This window comes from Stutzerimonas marianensis (assembly GCF_022810315.1).
In the GTDB taxonomy this organism is placed as follows: domain Bacteria; phylum Pseudomonadota; class Gammaproteobacteria; order Pseudomonadales; family Pseudomonadaceae; genus Stutzerimonas; species Stutzerimonas marianensis.
The window spans coordinates 228,947-246,373 of the sequence record NZ_JALGRD010000008.1; the positions used below are offsets into that span (position 1 = coordinate 228,947).

Sequence of the window (17,427 nt, forward strand, 5' to 3'; positions counted from 1 at the left end):
AGGAGGCAGGAAGACAGCGGACGTCTTCCACTCTCTGGTCGGCCAGAGCTACGGCAGCACCACCAGATGGTTCGGCAGTTCGTTGCGCTCATGCGTCGCCGGCACATGCTGCTTGAGCAGCGAGCCGCAGGTCTCGATGCAGGTCAGGAAGCCCTCCAGCACCTGGCCGTTGCGCACGTCTTCGGTGAAGGCCGCGACCACCGACTGCCAGACACTGTCGTCGATGCGACTGGAGATTCCGCGGTCCACCAGGATCTCCACGTAGCGCTCGGCCTCGGAGACGAAGATCAGCATACCGGTGCCGGCTTCGGTGTGATGCAGGTTGAGTTCGATGAACTGCCGCCGCGCCAGGTTGCATGCGCGCCAGTGACGGACCGAGCGGGGGATGAGCCGGCTGGTCAGGGCGTCGATCCGGAAGATCAGCGCCAGCACGATGAAGGTCAGCCATTGCACCAGCAGCAGTTGCCAGGCGCTCAACCAGCCGCTGAAGAACACCACCGCACCGGGCAGCAGCAGGGCCAGCAGGCTCGCCCAGAGCAAGGGGATGTAGCGATAATCGTCGGCCTGTGCGGCCAGCACCGTGACCAACTCGGCGTCGGTGTGCCGCTCGACACGGTTGATCGCGTCGGCGACCTGTTGCAACTCGCTTTCGCTCAGTAGGCTCATGTTCAGTCCGTTATGTATGGGTCGTTGTCCTGTCGAAGCTCCAGCGGCCTTACCAGCCGCCGGACGCACCCCCGCCGCCGAAGCCGCCACCGCCACCGCCAAAGCCGCCACCTCCGAAGCCCCCACCTCCGCCGCCGCGCCCCATGCCACCGAGCAGAGCGCCCAGCAGCAACGCGCGACCGGCGCCGCGACCGCCACGCCCACCGCGGCCGCCGCCAATGACGAAGATCGCCACGAGCATGAGAAAGAAACCGAGGATGCCGAAACCGCCCGGTTCCTGGGCATGCATCGGCATCACGGGCGGCGTGGCGGCTGTGCTCACAGGGTCGCCGCCCAGTACCTGGACCATGGCTTCGGCCCCTTCGGTGATGCCGCGGGTGAAGTCGCCCTGCTGGAATGCCGGCGCGATGATCTGGTTGATGATCACCGAGGCCTGGGCATCGGTCAGCCGCCCTTCGAGGCCATAGCCGACTTCAATCCGAATCCGCCGATCATCCCGGGCGACGATCAGCAGCGCGCCGGTATCCTCGCCCTCCTGGCCAATCCCCCATTCGCGCCCCAGCGCCAGGCCGACCTCCTCGATGCTGCGACCCTGCAGATCCGGCAGGGTCACCACCACGACCTGCTCGCCGCTCGCCTGTTCGTGCGCGGCGAGCATACCGGTCAGGCGCGATTCGGCCTGGGCGTCGAGCAACTCGGCACGGTCGACCACTCGCCCCGTCAGTGGCGGCACCTCGAACGCCTGCGCGGCAACACCACCCGCCCAGCACAACAACGCCAGCAACAGCGCGAGCGAGCGGATCATTGAAATTGCACTTGCGGCGCCTGCTCGGCGTTCTCGGCCGTCGCCTCGAAGTTATCGCGGATCGGCATGTCGCTATACAGCAGGCTGTGCCAGATGCGGCCGGGAAAGGTGCGAATCTCGGTGTTGTAACGCTCGACCGCGGCGATGAAGTCGCGTCGCGCCACGGCGATGCGATTCTCCGTGCCTTCGAGTTGCGATTGCAGGGCGAGGAAGTTCTGGTTGGACTTCAGATCCGGATAGCGCTCGGATACCGCCATCAGCCGGCTCAGCGCGCCGGTCAGCTGGTTCTGCGCCTGCTGGAATTGCTGCAGCTTCTGGGGATCATCCAGGTCCTCCGCGCTGATCTGGATGGAGGTCGCCCGCGAGCGCGCCTCGGTCACGGCAGTCAGCGTCTCCTGCTCCTGACGGGCGAAGCCCTTGACCGTCTCGACCAGATTGGGAATCAGGTCAGCGCGCCGCTGGTACTGGTTTTCCACCTGCGACCAGGCCGACTTCACCTGCTCATCGTATTGCGGAATGTTGTTGATCCCGCAGCCGGCCAACAGCCAGGACATGAACAGGACAACCGCGAGTTGCCAGGTGAACCGATAACGCTGCGTCTGCATGATTCGCTCGTCCGCCAATGTGATGAATTCCACATATAAGGATGACCTAACGGCGAGAGAGTTCAGCCTATGCCCGGGGCCGGCCCGTTTCGGTCGTTGGCTGAGGCGGGTGATCGGGAGGTGCAGCTGGTCGCGAGCAAGCCGATGCCTAGGCTGCCCGAAAGAAAGGCTGGCGCGCCTGCGCAGGTGAGAAAACCTAGCCCGCAGGCGCCCGCTCGCTGGGGATCCAGGCGAGCCGTCACCAGACAGGTATTCAGATCACGCCGGACTGGCGCAACGACAGGATCTTCTCGAAGCTCAGACCCAGCAGTCCCTGCAGCAGGGTTTCGCTGTGCTCGCCAAGCAGTGGCGGGGCCTTGCGGTATTGCACCGGCGTTTCGGAGAGGCGGATCGGGCTGGCCACCTGCGGCACGCTGCCGGCCAGTGGGTGTGGCATCTCGATCTTCAGCCCGCGCGCCTGGACCTGCGGGTCGGCGAACACCTGCGCCAAGTCGTTGATCGGCCCGCAGGGCACGCCGGCCTGTTCGAGCAGAGTCACCCATTCGGCGGTGGTGCGGAACACCGTAGCCTGACGGATGAGCGGGATCAGCTCGACGCGGTGGGCCACGCGCGCCTTGTTGCTGGCGAAACGCGGATCGCTCGCCCACTCGGGATGCCCCGCCACCTCGGCGAACTTGCGGAACTGCCCGTCGTTGCCAATGGTGAGGATGATGTCGCCATCGGCCGTCGGGAAGTCCTGGTAAGGGACGATGTTCGGATGCGCATTGCCCATGCGCTTGGGCGCCACCCCGGTGGTGAGGTAGTTCATCGCCTGGTTGGCGAGACAGGCCACCTGGACATCCAGCAGGGCCAGTTCGACGTGCTGCCCGACGCCCGTCTGTTCGCGACTGTTGAGCGCTGCCAGCACCCCGACGGTGGCGTACAGGCCGGTGAGAATATCGGTCAAGGCGACGCCGACCTTGACCGGCCCGGCGCCCTCTTCGGCATCGCTGCGCCCGGTCAGGCTCATCAACCCGCCCAGGCCCTGGATCATGAAGTCGTAGCCGGCACGCTGGGCATAAGGCCCATCACGGCCGAAGCCGGTGATCGAGCAGTAGATCAGCCGTGGGTTGATCGCCTTCAGGCTTTCGTAGTCGAGCCCATAGGCTGCCAGGCCGCCGACCTTGAAGTTCTCCAGCAGCACGTCGCACTGGGCAACGAGCTCGCGAATGATCCGCTGCCCCTCGGGCTGGGTGAAATCCAGGGTCAGCGATTGCTTGTTGCGGTTGGCCGACAGGTAGTAGGCCGCCTCCGAGGTGTTCTCGCCGTCCTGGTCTTTCAGATAGGGCGGGCCCCAGTGGCGCGTATCGTCGCCCGTCCCGGGCCGCTCGACCTTGATCACCTCCGCGCCGAGGTCACCGAGTATCTGCCCACACCAGGGGCCGGCGAGCACGCGGGACAGGTCGAGAACGCGGATGTTGGATAAGGCAGGCACTGCTAGAACTCCTCATGTTTCGGCAATCAGCGGAGGGCCGGACGACGGACTGCACATGCCCCTTTTCGTCCAGCCTATCGCCGCTCTTCGGCTTCCTTAGAAGAAAGCCTGGATCCCTGTCTGCGCGCGGCCGAGGATCAGTGCATGCACGTCGTGGGTGCCTTCGTAGGTGTTCACCACCTCGAGGTTGACCAGATGGCGCGCCACGCCGAACTCGTCGCTGATGCCGTTGCCGCCCAACATGTCGCGGGCCATGCGCGCCACATCGAGCGCCTTGCCGCAGCTGTTGCGCTTCATGATCGAGGTGATTTCCACCGCGGCGGTGCCTTCGTCCTTCATTCGGCCGAGGCGCAGGCAGCCCTGCAGCGCCAGGGTGATCTCGGTCTGCATGTCGGCCAGCTTCTTCTGGATCAGCTGGTTGGCAGCCAGCGGGCGGCCGAACTGGTTACGATCGAGCACGTACTGACGCGCGGTGTGCCAGCAGAACTCGGCAGCGCCCAGCGCTCCCCAGCTGATGCCGTAGCGGGCGCTGTTCAGGCAGGTGAACGGGCCCTTGAGGCCGCGTACGTCAGGGAAGGCGTTCTCTTCGGGGCAGAACACGTTGTCCATGACGATCTCGCCGGTGACCGAGGCGCGCAGCCCGACCTTGCCGTGAATCACCGGGGCCGAGAGGCCTTCCCAGCCTTTTTCCAGCACGAAGCCGCGGATCGCACCCTCGTCGTCCTTCGCCCAGACCACGAAGACGTCGGCGATCGGGCTGTTGGTGATCCACATCTTGCTGCCGGTCAGGCGGTAGCCCCCGTCGACCTTCTTCGCACGGGTGACCATGGAGCCCGGGTCGGAGCCATGGTTCGGCTCGGTCAGGCCAAAGCAGCCGATGTATTCACCACTGGCCAGCTTGGGCAGGTACTTCTGCTTGGTCGCCTCGTTACCGAACTCGTTGATCGGGACCATCACCAGGGAGGACTGCACGCTCATCATCGAGCGGTAGCCGGAGTCGACACGCTCGACTTCGCGGGCGATCAGCCCGTAGCACACGTAGTTCAGGCCGCTGCCGCCGTACGCTTCCGGAATGGTCGCGCCCAGCAGCCCGGTCTCGCCCATTTCGCGAAAGATCGCCGGGTCGGTCTGCTCGTGACGGAAGGCCTCGAGGACCCGCGGCGCCAGCTTGTCGGCGCAGAACTGCGCGGCGCTGTCGCGCACCATGCGCTCGTCTTCGGTGAGCTGCTGGTCGAGCAGCAGCGGGTCGATCCAGTTGAAGCTTGCGGTGCCGGCCATGGGAGGTCCTCTTGTCGGAAAGGGTGTACCGGGCAGTGCCCGGTGCGGCAATCGATGGGGTTGATCCTAGAAGCCGATGGCCGCGCCGGCAAACGAGTAATTCGCAACGACCTGTGCATAAAACGCACTACAAGCTATTCTCTCCTCTCCCGTTTAACCCCAGTTTAGTGAGGCAGCCGCATAATGCGTCGCAAGATTCCCAGCACCGCGGCACTCATTGCCTTCGAGGCCGCGGCGCGCCACCAGAGCTTTACCCGTGCCGCCGAGGAGCTGTCGCTGACGCAGAGCGCCATCTGCCGGCAGGTCGGCGGGCTCGAAGAGTTTCTTGGCCTTGAACTGTTCCGCCGCTCGAGACGCGGCGTGAAGCTGACCGAAGCCGGCCAGTCCTACGCTCGCCGGGTCGCCAGCCAACTCGATGCGGTGGAGCGCGATACCCTGTCTGTGATGGGTCAACAGGGCGCGCAGACCATCGAACTCGGTCTGGTGCCGACCTTCGGCACCCAATGGTTGCTGCCGCGGCTGCGCCAGTTTCAGGCGCTGCACCCGGAAATCACCGTCAACCTGACCAACCGAACCCGCCCCTTCCTGTTCGCCGATACCGACTTCGACGCGGCGATCTACTTCGGTGACGGCGACTGGTCGGGCACCGAGGCGCACTACCTGATGCCAGAAGACCTGCAGCCGGTCTGCAGCCCGGCGCTGCTTCGCGAGGGTGAGCCCCTGCAGACCCAGGCGCTCGCCGAAATGCCGTTGCTGCAACAGACCACACGCCCCTACGCCTGGCGGCAGTGGTTCGAATCGCTGGGGCTCAAAGTGGCCCGCGACATGACCGGGCCGCGGCTGGAGCTGTTCTCCATGCTGGCCCAGGCCGCCGAACACGGCATGGGCGTGGCGCTGATCCCGCCGTTCCTGATCCAGCGCGAGCTGGCCGAAGGGCGACTGATGCTGGCGCATCCGCATGCCTACCGCAGCGAGACGCGGGCGTATTACCTGATGATTCCGGAGCGCAAGGTGGAGTCGGCCGCCCTTAATGCGTTTCGAGATTGGCTACTGGACGAAGCGCGCGCCTGGATGGCGCAGCAGGCATAGGCCGACGGTGCAGCAATATTCGTTCGCTGGCAGTCGGTCGTGGAGCCACAGACCTACCGAGCCTGGGTAGACATTCCCGAAGATGCGAGATAGATCATGCATGAATCTACGCATCGACGTTGCCCAGAAACGCCTGAGCGAACAGCACGCTATATGGCTACGACCTATCTTGGATTGGCACCAGGCGGTGCTATCTAGGTTTGGGTAGTAAACAGCTGCGGCTAAGCGATGAGGGTCGCTCGTGGTCAGGGAGAGATAGAGTCTTTGGGCCACATCTCGGAAAATCAGGGGGTATTACTACCCCCCAACCTGCCGCGTCGAAACGCTACGTCGAGAAGTGCGGTATTCCCTACGAAAGCTGGTGAAGATCGATTGTCGGGCGCGCCGCATGCGGCACCGGCATCAAGCCGCCTTGGGCTTCCTCTTGCGAGGCTTCAGATATTTCGTCAGCCCCTGAAACCACATAACCAGTGCCGGATTCCCCTGGATCTGGATGTTCTTGTCCTGGATCCCCTGCATGAAGGCCAGCTGCTTGTTCTTGGCATTCATAGTGGCGAACCCGTAGGCGCTGTCCTTGAACCCAATGGCGAATGCCGGTTCGCTGGCCGGACCGGCCTGATGGGTCACGCGCTGATCCTTGACGACGTAGTGCCGGGCGACTTTACCGTCGAGCGTATGCAACTGGAACGTCAGGGCCTTGTCACCGAGTTGCTTCTGGAAGTCAGGGTTGGTGCGGCTAGCCTTGCTCATGAGGCGACCCAGCATCCAGAGAAGAAAGCGAAATTTCATGCGTTTCCCGAAATTGTTGAAATTTCGCGCATTGTAGCGGCTCGTTCGATAAATTCTAGCCGCTGAAAGGAACAGCACCCGGAGCCTGGGCGGCCCCGGGGCCACGCGGCATCAGTTGATGGCGTCTTTCAACATCTTTCCCGGCTTGAAGGCCACGGTGTTGCTGGCCTTGATGGTCACGGGCTCGCCCGTTTGGGGATTCTTTCCAGTGCGGGCGCCACGATGGCGCTGCAGGAAGGTGCCAAAACCGACCAGGGTCACGCTGTCCTTGCGGTTGAGCGCGTTGGTGATTTCATCGAGAACGGCATTGAGCACACGATTGGCCTGATCCTTGGTGAGATCGGCCTTCTCGGCGATGGCGGCTGCGAGTTCCGGTTTGCGCATAGGTAGCCTCTGAGACTTTCTTGTTGTTGTGTCCGCTGTTCTCCGAACAGCATTCCAAAGCGCTGCAGCGGCTCTACGCTGCGGCAGCGCTCTAGCAGAATGGCACGCTGCTAGCACTCGCGCCAGCCCCCGCCCGCGCTTTGCCGCTTCAACCCGGCGACTTTAGCGACAGAACCTGTGGCAGTTCCGCCAACACCGGCGGCAGCTGCTTGTTCAGTGCCAACCGCTGCTGAACCGCGGCCCCTGTCAGGGCGTAGCCCAGCAAGCGACCGTCAGCAGCCCGGAACTCGGCCTTGAGGTCATTGCCCTCGCCTTCCACACGCCAGACGCCCTCGCTGCCATCGGCCGGTGGCGAGACCACCAGCGGGCAAACGGGGGTCTTGACCGTGATCGGCATGGGCCCGTAGCTGACCGGCGTCGTCTCGCCGGTCAGCGTGCGGGCCAGCGCGCGCACCCCGCTCATCATCGGCATGACGTACAGCAGATTGAGGCCTTCGACTTCGGCACAGTCACCGAGCGCATAGACGTGTTCGGCCGAAGTCTGCAGCTGGCGGTCCACCTCGATGCCTCGATTCACCTTCAACCCCGCGGCCTTGGCGAGTTCGATGCGAGGGCGCAGACCGACGGCGCTGACCACCAGATCGCAATCGATTCGCTGGCCGTCAGACAGTAACGCCTGCAATGCATCGTCCTGCCGCTCGAGCCTCTCCAGCACCGGCCCCAGATGGAAGCGCGCACCCAGCGACTCCAGCCCGCGCCGAACGGCCGCCGCCGGCTCAGGCGGCAGCAGCGATGGCATGACCTGGTCACAAGGGGCAACCAGCGTCACCTCATAACCGCCCTGCAGGAGATCGTTGGCGAATTCGCAGCCGATCAGCCCCGCGCCAAGGATCAGCACCCGCCGCTTTCCGTGCGCGGCCACGCGGAAGCGGCCGTAATCGAGCAGGTCGTTGATCGGGAAGATCGCATCCTGCGCGTCGCCGGCAACGGGCACGGAGATGGTCTGCGCGCCCCAGGCAATTACCAGGTCGCGGTAGGCGACCGGCTCGTTGCCGATCCATACGCGGCGGGCATCGGGCTCGAGCCGGGTGACGCGGGTGTGCGTGCGGATCTCGGCGTTGAGCTGAATGGCCATCTGCCCGGCCGTCATCATGCCCAGCGCGTCGGCATCCTTGTTCATCGCGAAGCCGGTCGAAAGCATGGGTTTGGAGTAGGAGCGGCCATCGTCCGCCGTGATCATCAGCAGCGGCGTTTCGCTGTCGAGCTTGCGAAATTCCCGGGCCAGGTTGTAGCCCGCCAAGCCGGTGCCGATGATCACCAGCGGTGCCGTATCGTTCGATGCGTTCATATCAGCCGATCGCGATCATTTCGAAGTCCATCTTGCCGACGCCGCAATCGGGGCAGAGCCAGTCCTCGGGTACGTCCTCCCACCGGGTCCCGGGGGCGATGCCGTCGTCCGGCCAGCCTTCGGCTTCGTCGTAGATGAAGCCGCACACCACGCATTGCCACTTTTTCATCTGTTCACCTCATCAGTCTCGGTTGCGCTGACGCTATACCAGAACGCCCCGGGCGCCAAACCCGGTGTTCCGGTGATAGACCCCGTGCTGGCGAAAGCGCTCATGCAAAACGAAACGGGCGGCCTCAGCCGCCCGTTCGGGTCCACCTGCAAGCGCCTCAGCGTGCGCCGGCGATCCCTACTAGCGGATCGCTGATGCCCATCACGTAGAAGCCGATCAAACCAATGATGCCGGCCAGTACGAGGTAGTACAGCGTCGGCAGCATGGTCTTGCGCAGCGTGATGCCTTCGCGGCCCAGCAGGCCGACCGTGGCGGAAGCCGCGACCACGTTGTGGATGGCGATCATGTTGCCCGCCGCCGCGCCGACCGACTGCAGCGCCACCATCAACGCGCCGGACAGCCCCAGCAGCCCCGCGGTATTGAGCTGGAACTGCGAGAGCATCAGGTTCGATACGGTGTTGGAACCGGCAATGAAGGCACCCAGTGCACCCACGGCTGGCGCGAAGAACGGATACACACCGCCCACGCTATCAGCGACCAGCTGCGCCATGGCCACCGGCATGGAGACCAGATCCGACCCGTTGACGCCCGAGTTGATCAGAATGCGCACCATCGGGATGGTGAAGATCAGCACGAAGCCCGCGCCGAGTAGCGTCTTGCTCGACTCGGAGACCGCCGCGCCCAGTTCCCGCGCGCTCATGCGATGCAGGAAGAACGTCACCAACACGACGATGCAGAGGATGCCCCCTGGCAGGTAGAGCGGCTCCAGCGTACCGGAGACGCCCGTCTCGCCGAGGATGTCCCGCCAGCCGAAGCTGACCGACATCAACGCCGCCTTCACGCTCGGGAACACGCGGGAGATCACCAGGAAGGCCGCCAGCAGCAAGTACGGCGCCCAGGCCATCGGCACGGAGATCGGCGTCTTGCCGGCGACGTCCTCGATCTTCATCTCGATCTTGCCCATCCACTCCACCGGCCATTCGCTGGCCGGGGCGAAATCCCAGCTGCTCTTGGGCAGCAGGAAGCCCGCCTTGGCCGCCGGCACCACGATGGCCAGGCCGACCAGCGCACCGATCATCGACGGGAATTCCGGACCAAGGAACACACCGGCCGCGGCATAGGGAATCACGAACGCGAGGCCGGTGAAGATGGCGAACGGCGCCATCGCCAGGCCCTCGCTCCAGGAGCGGTTGCGACCGAAGAAGCGGGTCATGATGCAGATCATGATCAGCGGCATGAGGATGCCGCACAGCGCATGGATGATCGCCACTCGGGAGAAGATCAGGTGGAAGAACACTTCCCAGTTGCTGCCCACCGAAGCCAGCTGCCCACCCAGCGTAGCCTGGTCGAGACCGCCGGCGACACCCACCAGAATCGGCGTTCCCACCGCACCGAACGACACGGGCGTGGATTGCACCATCATGCCGAGCACGACCGCGGTCAGCGCCGGGAAGCCCAGTGCCACGAGCAGCGGCGCCGCGACGGCGGCCGGCGTACCGAAGCCCGAAGCCCCTTCGATGAAGCAGCCAAACAGCCAGGCCACGATCAACACCTGGACGCGTTTGTCCGGGCTGACGTTGGCGAAGCCGCGACGAATCGAAGCGATACCCCCGGAATGCTTGAGCGTATTCAGTAGAAGGATGGCGCCGAAGATGATCCAGAGGATCGCGGCGGTGAGAATCAGGCCTTGCAGCGTGGAGGCCAGGACCCGGTTGAAGGTCATGTCCCAGGCCAGGAGGCCGATCAGTGCAGTGAGTACGAAAACCAGCGGCATTGCGTACTTGGCCGGCCAGCGAAAGCCGATCAGCAGTACCCCCGCCAGCACCAGCGGCACGAAGGCCAATATGGACAGCAGTGTCTGACTCATTGTTGGGTTCCTTGTTTTTTGTTGTGAACCACTTCTATCCGGGTTAGCCCGGTCCCACGCATTAGCCGACATGGAAACCACATCGACCCGAGAAGCTGACCAATGGGTCACATCGGCCTGCCCCTCTTGCTCGAAAGCCCCGAGCGCTCGAAGCGCCCGGGGCTTGTCAAATGTTGGCGCTCGTATAACGCCTCAGCCGAATGGGTCCGCCGCTGCCTGGCCGGTCGAATAAATTCGACCCTACAACAACCGCCGTAGGGGCAAATTCATTCGCCAGCGTCGGCATGGCGGGTGTCCCGCTCAACCAACCTGCTGCTTGAAGCGCTGGCGCCAGGCATGCAGCAAGGGCTCGGTGTAGCCGCTCGGTTGCTCGCGCCCCTTGAAGACCAAGTCGCAGGCCGCCTGGAACGCCGCAGACTGAGCATAGTCGTCCGCCATCGGGCGATAGGCCGGATCGCCAGCGTTCTGCTGGTCGACCACCTTGGCCATGCGCTCGAGGGTTTCGCGTACCTGGGCCTCGTCGACGACGCCATGGTGCAGCCAGTTGGCCAGGTGCTGGCTGGAGATGCGCAGCGTGGCGCGATCTTCCATCAGGCCGACGTCATGGATGTCCGGCACCTTGGAGCACCCGACGCCCTGCTCGACCCAACGCACCACGTAACCGAGGATGCCCTGGCAGTTGTTGTCCAGCTCCTGCTGGATCGCCTCGGCGGACCAGTTGCGCTCCGGCGCGACCGGAATGGTCAGCAGATCGTCCGTGAGCTTGTCGCGCTCGGCGGCGAGGTCGATCTTCTCCAGCTCGGCCTGCACGGCCTGGACGTCGACCTGGTGGTAATGCAGCGCATGCAGCGTGGCGCCCGTGGGTGACGGCACCCAGGCGGTGTTTGCGCCGGCCTTGGGGTGGGCGATCTTCTGCTCGAGCATGGCAGCCATCAGGTCCGGCATGGCCCACATGCCCTTGCCGATCTGCGCCTTGCCGCGCAGGCCGCAGTTAAGGCCGACCAGCACGTTGTTGCGCTCATAGGCCTGAATCCAGGCGGTGCTCTTCATGTCGCCCTTTCGCAGCACAGCGCCCGCTTCCATGATGCTGTGCATCTCGTCGCCCGTACGGTCGAGGAAGCCGGTGTTGATGAACGCGACGCGGTTCTTCGCGGCGGCGATGCAGGCCTTGAGGTTGACGCTGGTGCGGCGCTCCTCGTCCATGATGCCGACCTTGAGGGTGTGGCGCGGCAGGCCGATGAGGTCTTCGACGCGGCCGAACAGCTCGTCGGTGAACGCCACCTCGGCCGGACCGTGCATCTTCGGCTTGACGATGTAGACGCTGCCGGTGCGCGAGTTGCCCTTGCGCTGCTGATCATGCTTGGCGATCAGGCTGGTGACGACGCCGTCCATGATGCCTTCGGGGATCTCGTGCCCCTCGCCGTCGATGATCGCCGGGTTGGTCATCAGGTGGCCGACGTTGCGGATGAACAGCAGTGCGCGGCCATGCAGGGTCAGCTCCGAGCCGTTGGCGGCGGTGTACTGGCGATCGGCGTTGAGCTGGCGAGTCATTGCCTTGCCGCCCTTCTGGAAGGTGTCGACCAGATCGCCCTTCATCAGACCCAGCCAGTTGCGATAGACCAGCACCTTGTCGTCGGCATCGACGGCGGCGGTGGAATCCTCGCAATCCATGATGGTGGTGACGGCGGCCTCGACGAGCAGGTCCTTGACCCCGGCGGCGTCGGTCTGGCCGATCGGGCTGTTCGGGTCGATCTGGATTTCGACGTGCAGGCCGTTGTTCTTCAGCAGCACCGCAGTCGGTTCCACGGCCTCGCCCTGATAGCCGACAAATTTTTCAGGTTGCTTAAGGCCGGTGACGCTGCCGTTTTCCAGGGTAACCTTGAGCTGGCCGTCCTGCACGCGGTAGCTGACCGAATCGGCGTGGCTGCCCTCGGCCAGCGGGGCGGCCTGGTCGAGGAAGTTGCGCGCGAAGGCGATGACCTTGGCGCCGCGCACTTCGTTGTAGCCCGGCCCCTTCTGTGCGCCGTTCTCTTCGCTGATGGCGTCGGTGCCGTAGAGCGCGTCATACAGCGAGCCCCAGCGGGCGTTGGCAGCGTTCAGCGCGTACCGCGCATTGCCGATCGGCACGACGAGCTGCGGGCCGGCCTGAGTGGCGATCTCGCTGTCGACGTTGCTGGTGCTGATCTTCACCTCGCCCGGCTCGGGCTGCAGGTAGCCGATCGACTCGAGGAAGCGGCGATAGGCTGGCATGTCGCCGATCGGGCCGGGGTTGGCCTTGTGCCACTTGTCCAGTTCGGCCTGCAGGCGATCGCGCTCGGCGAGCAGGGCGCGGTTCTTCGGCGCCAGGTCGTGGACCAGCTCGTCGAAGCCCTTCCAGAAGGCCGCTGCCTCGACGCCGGTGCCGGGCAGGACTTCGTCCTCGATGAAACGCTGCAGGTTGGCCGCGACTTGGAGCCGGCCCAGGGTTACGCGCTCGGTCATGCTGTTGTTCTCCTTTTCCGAATCAGTTGGCGATGGCGGCAACGCCGGCCTTGGCGATCTGGGCATCCTGGGCGGCGGTCACGCCGGAGACGCCGACCGAACCGATCACCTGCCCCTCGACGATCACCGGGACGCCGCCTTCCAGCGAGCAGACCACCGGGGCGGACAGGAACGCGTTGCGGCCACCATTGACCATGTCTTCGTAGCCCTTGGTTTCACGACGGCCGACCGCCGCGCTGCGCGCCTTTTCGGTGGCGATGTAGGAGGCGATCGGCGCACAGCCGTCCAGACGCTCGAGCGCCAGCGGATGGCCGCCGTCGTCGGCGACGACGATGGTCACGGCCCAGCCATTGTTCTGCGCTTCGCTGCGCGCAGCGTCGAGGATGGCGGTCACTTCGGTCTGGCTGAGTACGGCTTTGGTTTTCATCTCGGTCTCCTGTCTTCGTATTCGGTTGTTCATCGGGACGGCCGGGCATGGGTGCCGACCGCTGCCCCCTCACCCAGCCCTCGGGGAGAGGGTCGGGTCAGGGGCGTTCGGCTCACGCCATCGCCTCCTCGACGATCTCGATCCAATGCCGCACCGGCGTGCGACCGGCGCCGTCGAGGTGCGTCTGGCATCCGATGTTGGCGGTGACGATCACTTCCGGCTTGCCGCTTTCCAGCGCGTTGAGCTTGTTGTCGCGCAGCTGCTTCGACAGCACCGGCTGGGTGATCGAATAGCTGCCCGCCGAACCGCAGCACAGATGCGCATCCGGCACCGCGGTGAGCTGGAAGCCCAGCCGGGTAAGCACGTCTTCGACCGCGCCGCCGAGCTTCTGTGCGTGCTGCAGCGTACAGGGACAATGGAACGCCATACGCTTGTCCGCCTTGACCCCGAGCCGCTCGAGATCGGCGCTGCGCATCACCTCTACCAGGTCCTTGGCCAGCGCGCTGACACGGGCAGCCTTGCTCGCGTAGGCCGGGTCGTCCTTGAGCAGATGGCCGTATTCCTTGATGAAGGCACCGCAACCACTGGCGGTCTGTACGATGGCTTCGGCACCGCCTTCGATGGCTGGCCACCAGGCGTCGATGTTGCGGCGCGCGCGGTCAAGGCCGGCTTGCTGGGCGTTCAGGTGGTAGTCCACCGCACCGCAGCAGCCAGCTTCACGGGCTGTCGTCACGCTGATGCCGAGGCGGTCGAGCACGCGAGCCGTGGCGGCGTTGGTGTTGGGCGACAGACTTGGCTGCACGCAACCTTCGAGGATCAGCACACGACGGGCATGCAACACCTGCGGCCGAGGCTTGGCCGGGGTGACCTGGCGCGGCATGTGCGACCGCAGCGTGGCCGGCATCAGCGGACGCAGCGCGTTGCCGGTGCTGAGCAGGCTCTTGAACAGTCCCGGACGCGGAATCACGGTGCGCAAACCGGTGCGCAGCAGCCGCTCGCCCGTCGAGCGCGGCACCTGCTGTTCCATGAAGTCACGCCCGATATCCAGCAGGTTGTGGTACTTCACGCCGGAGGGGCAGGTGGTTTCGCAGTTGCGGCAGGTCAGGCAGCGGTCGAGGTGGGTCTGGGTGGCCTCGGTGACTTCGCCGCCTTCGAGCATCTGCTTCATCAGGTAGATGCGCCCGCGCGGGCCGTCCAGCTCGTCGCCGAGCAGTTGATAGGTCGGGCAGGTGGCGTTGCAGAAGCCGCAGTGCACGCAGGAGCGCAGGATGCTTTCGGCTTCCTCGGCACGCGGCAGTTTCTTCGCGGCGTCGCTGAGATTCGTTTGCATGGTTAGAACTAGACCTCGGAATACAGGCGGCCGGGGTTGAAAATCCCCTGCGGGTCGAGCGCGGCCTTGAGCTGGCGGTGGTAACGCAGCAACGGTTCGGCCAACGGCTGGAACGGACTCACCGCGGCGCCCGCGGTGAAACAGGTGGCATGGCCGCCGACCTCGCTGACGATGGCGCGGATGGTCTCGGCGTCCGCATCGGATTTCAGCCAACGCTGAGCGCCAGCCCAGTCGATCAGCTGGTCGCCCGGCAGCGCCAGGGCAGCGGTGTTGGTCGGCAGCGACAGGCGCCACAGGGCGCGCGCGTCGTTGAAGAAGCCCAGCCGCTGCTCGCGCAGGTCGGCCCAATAGGCGGCATCCAGCGCCTCGCCGCCGATGCGGTCGCAGGCGGCATTGACCGAACCCTCGCCGCCTTCCAGCCGCAAATGCAGCGCCTGGCCGTCGTGGCTTGCCGCGGTGATCGGCACCGGCTGCTGGCCCCATTCGGCGAGTTTGAGCAGCGCGAGATCGACGGGCATGTCGATCCGCAGACTGCGGCACAGCCGTGGCCTTGGCAGGACCTTCAGGGACACCTCCGTCAGTACACCCAGGCAGCCGAAGCTGCCGGCCATCAGACGCGACAGGTCATAACCGGCAACATTCTTCATCACCTCACCGCCGAAGCGCAGGTGCTTGCCGTGGCCGGTGATGATGCGCGAGCCCAGCACGAAATCGCGCACCGACCCGGACCAGGGGCGCCGCGGCCCGGACAGGCCCGACGCGATCATGCCGCCAACGGTGGCGCCTTCGCCCAAGTGAGGCGGCTCGCAGGGCAGCATCTGGTTGGCCTCGTCGAGCGCGGCCTCCAGTTCGGCCAGCGGTGTGCCGGCGCGAACGCTGACCACGAGCTCTGTCGGGTCATAGGTGACGATGCCGCGATGCGCACGGGTATCGAGCAAGGCGCCCTGCCCCTCGCGGCCGAGAAACGCCTTGCTGCCGCCGCCCTGGATGCGCAGCGGCGTGTTGCTGGCCAACGCCTGGTTGACCTGATCGAGCAGCTGCCCGCTGTCGTCGAAGGAAACCGTCATCAGAAGCGCTCCAGTTCAGGGAAGGGCAACTGCCCGCCGTGGACGTGCATGCCGCCGAATTCAGCGCAGCGGTGCAGCGTCGGGATGTTCTTGCCGGGGTTGAGCAGGCCGCTGGGGTCGAAGGCCGCCTTCACCGCGTGGAACAGCGTCAGCTCGTCGGCATTGAACTGCGAACACATCTGGTTGATCTTCTCGCGGCCGACGCCGTGTTCGCCGGTGATCGAGCCACCAACTTTCACACAGAGCTCGAGAATCTTGCCGCCCAGCGCCTCAGCGCGCTCCAGCTCGCCTTCGGTGTTGGCATCGAACAGGATCAGCGGGTGCATATTGCCGTCGCCGGCGTGGAAGACATTGGCCACGCGCAGGCCGTATTCATCCGACAGATCGCTGATGCCCTTGAGCACGCCCGGCAGTTCGCGGCGCGGGATGGTGCCGTCCATGCAGTAGTAATCCGGCGAGATGCGCCCGACGGCAGGGAAGGCATTCTTGCGCCCGGCCCAGAACTTGACGCGTTCGGCTTCGTCCTTCGCCAGGCGCACTTCGGTGGCGCCGGCCAACTTGAGCACCTCGCCCACACGCGCACAGTCGTCGTGCACGTCCGCTTCGACGCCGTCCAGCTCGCAGAGCAGGATCGCTTCCGCCTCCACCGGGTAGCCGGCGTGGATGAAGTCTTCGGCGGCGCGGATCGAGAGGTTGTCCATCATTTCCAGGCCGCCGGGGATGATGCCGGCAGCGATGATGTCGCCCACCGCGCGCCCGGCCTTCTCCACCGAATCGAACGCCGCCAGCAGCACCTTGGCCACCTGCGGCTTGGGCAGCAGTTTGACCGTGACCTCGGTGACGATGCCGAGCATGCCTTCGGAGCCGGTGAACAGCGCCAACAGGTCGAAGCCTGGCGAATCCAGGGCGTCGGAGCCCAGCACCATGCGCTCGCCTTCGACGGTGAGGATTTCCACCTTGAGCAGGTTATGCACGGTCAGGCCGTATTTCAGGCAATGCACTCCGCCCGCGTTCTCGGCAACGTTGCCGCCGATGGAGCAGGCAATCTGTGAGGACGGATCGGGCGCATAGTAGAGGTCATAGGGGGCCGCCGCCTGGGAAATCGCCAGGTTGCGCACGCCGGGCTGGACGCGGGCGAAGCGACCGGCCGGGTCGACTTCAAGGATCTTGTTGAAGCGTGCCATCACCAGCAGGATGCCCTGCTCCAATGGCAGCGCACCACCGGACAGACCCGTCCCCGCGCCACGCGCCACCACCGGCACGCCCCGCTGATGGGCAATCTTCAGCAGGGTCTCGACCTGCTCGACGCGCTCGGGCAGCACCACCAGCATCGGCGTGGTGCGGTAGGCGGACAGGCCGTCGCACTCGTAGGGTTTGAGGTCTTCGCTGCGATGGAGGATGTCCAGGTCCGGCAGCTGCGCCTGCAGCTCAGCCAGCAACGCGGCCTTGTCGACCTTGGGCAGCTCACCGTCGACGCGTTCGTCGTAGAGGATATTCATGGCAGTCGGTGCTCTTGATTGTTCACCGCCAGCACGGCCAGCTGCGGTGGTTTGACGCATCATTAGCCCGAGGGGCGATGACCGTCCATATCCAAACCCACTGGTCCTACCAGTTTCTTTCGCAGCGCTTTCGTTGTTTTTTCGCGCAA

The 17,427-nt window shown here is 65.0% G+C and carries 16 protein-coding genes and 1 pseudogene; 2 read left to right on the forward strand and 15 right to left on the reverse strand.

Translation table 11 applies throughout. The annotated features are described in order from the left end of the window. Positions 1–48: 48 nt before the first annotated feature. The 5 genes from MST27_RS15575 to MST27_RS15595 form a co-directional block, all read right to left on the reverse strand. Entirely contained in the window at positions 49–666 is a 618-nt protein-coding gene (locus MST27_RS15575; RefSeq protein ID WP_243606854.1) for a TPM domain-containing protein, read from the reverse strand. A 49-nt stretch (positions 667–715) separates the two neighbouring features. Further along, positions 716–1,471 carry a TPM domain-containing protein gene (locus MST27_RS15580; protein WP_243606855.1) on the reverse strand — a complete coding sequence of 252 codons (756 nt, stop codon included), beginning with the start codon at positions 1,469–1,471 and terminating at the stop codon, positions 716–718. Further along, a complete protein-coding gene (locus MST27_RS15585) occupies positions 1,468–2,076 on the reverse strand; it encodes a LemA family protein (RefSeq protein ID WP_243606856.1) in 609 nt (202 codons plus the stop codon). Before MST27_RS15585 ends, MST27_RS15580 begins: the two co-directional genes overlap by 4 nt. A 253-nt stretch (positions 2,077–2,329) precedes the next feature. Beyond that, positions 2,330–3,550 carry a CaiB/BaiF CoA transferase family protein gene (locus MST27_RS15590; protein ID WP_243606857.1) on the reverse strand — a complete coding sequence of 407 codons (1,221 nt, stop codon included), beginning with the start codon at positions 3,548–3,550 and terminating at the stop codon, positions 2,330–2,332. A 96-nt stretch (positions 3,551–3,646) separates the two neighbouring features. After that, positions 3,647–4,828: an acyl-CoA dehydrogenase gene (locus MST27_RS15595; protein ID WP_243606858.1), complete on the reverse strand. Its 1,182-nt coding sequence runs from the start codon at positions 4,826–4,828 to the stop codon at positions 3,647–3,649. Positions 4,829–5,011: 183 nt separating this feature from the next. Between MST27_RS15595 and MST27_RS15600 the strand changes: the two genes are divergently transcribed. Together MST27_RS15600 and MST27_RS15605 are read left to right on the forward strand one after the other, a co-directional pair. After that, on the forward strand, positions 5,012–5,917 hold the full coding sequence (locus tag MST27_RS15600; RefSeq protein ID WP_243606859.1) for a LysR family transcriptional regulator: 906 nt from the start codon (positions 5,012–5,014) through the stop codon (positions 5,915–5,917). Between the two features lie 15 nt (positions 5,918–5,932). After that, positions 5,933–6,282, forward strand: a pseudogene (locus MST27_RS15605) (DUF2931 family protein); the annotation flags it as partial. Positions 6,283–6,319: 37 nt separating this feature from the next. Here MST27_RS15605 and MST27_RS15610 read toward each other — a convergent pair. The 10 genes from MST27_RS15610 to glcD all read right to left on the reverse strand — a co-directional run bounded on the left by MST27_RS15610 (position 6,320) and on the right by glcD (position 17,278). Next, positions 6,320–6,706 carry an SCP2 sterol-binding domain-containing protein gene (locus MST27_RS15610; RefSeq protein ID WP_243606860.1) on the reverse strand — a complete coding sequence of 129 codons (387 nt, stop codon included), beginning with the start codon at positions 6,704–6,706 and terminating at the stop codon, positions 6,320–6,322. Between the two features lie 111 nt (positions 6,707–6,817). Next, positions 6,818–7,090 (reverse strand): HU family DNA-binding protein, encoded by a 273-nt coding sequence (locus MST27_RS15615; protein ID WP_014854330.1) that lies wholly within the window; start codon positions 7,088–7,090, stop codon positions 6,818–6,820. 148 nt (positions 7,091–7,238) lie between these two features. Next, entirely contained in the window at positions 7,239–8,438 is a 1,200-nt protein-coding gene (locus MST27_RS15620; protein WP_243606861.1) for an NAD(P)/FAD-dependent oxidoreductase, read from the reverse strand. 1 nt (position 8,439) lies between these two features. Continuing rightward, positions 8,440–8,607 carry a rubredoxin gene (locus MST27_RS15625; RefSeq protein ID WP_168422350.1) on the reverse strand — a complete coding sequence of 56 codons (168 nt, stop codon included), beginning with the start codon at positions 8,605–8,607 and terminating at the stop codon, positions 8,440–8,442. A 157-nt stretch (positions 8,608–8,764) separates the two neighbouring features. Then, positions 8,765–10,474 (reverse strand): L-lactate permease, encoded by a 1,710-nt coding sequence (locus tag MST27_RS15630; protein WP_243606862.1) that lies wholly within the window; start codon positions 10,472–10,474, stop codon positions 8,765–8,767. Between the two features lie 300 nt (positions 10,475–10,774). Then, positions 10,775–12,955 (reverse strand): malate synthase G, encoded by a 2,181-nt coding sequence (locus MST27_RS15635; protein WP_243606863.1) that lies wholly within the window; start codon positions 12,953–12,955, stop codon positions 10,775–10,777. Between the two features lie 22 nt (positions 12,956–12,977). Further along, positions 12,978–13,382, reverse strand: coding sequence for a heme-binding protein (locus tag MST27_RS15640; RefSeq protein WP_243606864.1), 405 nt, complete (start codon positions 13,380–13,382; stop codon positions 12,978–12,980). Positions 13,383–13,494: 112 nt separating this feature from the next. Further along, positions 13,495–14,712, reverse strand: coding sequence for a glycolate oxidase subunit GlcF (glcF, locus tag MST27_RS15645; protein WP_243606865.1), 1,218 nt, complete (start codon positions 14,710–14,712; stop codon positions 13,495–13,497). An 8-nt stretch (positions 14,713–14,720) separates the two neighbouring features. After that, entirely contained in the window at positions 14,721–15,779 is a 1,059-nt protein-coding gene (gene glcE, locus MST27_RS15650; protein WP_243606866.1) for a glycolate oxidase subunit GlcE, read from the reverse strand. Beyond that, complete coding sequence (glcD, locus tag MST27_RS15655) at positions 15,779–17,278, reverse strand: glycolate oxidase subunit GlcD (RefSeq protein ID WP_243606867.1); 1,500 nt, start codon at positions 17,276–17,278, stop codon at positions 15,779–15,781. Before glcD ends, glcE begins: the two co-directional genes overlap by 1 nt. Positions 17,279–17,427: the final 149 nt, after the last annotated feature.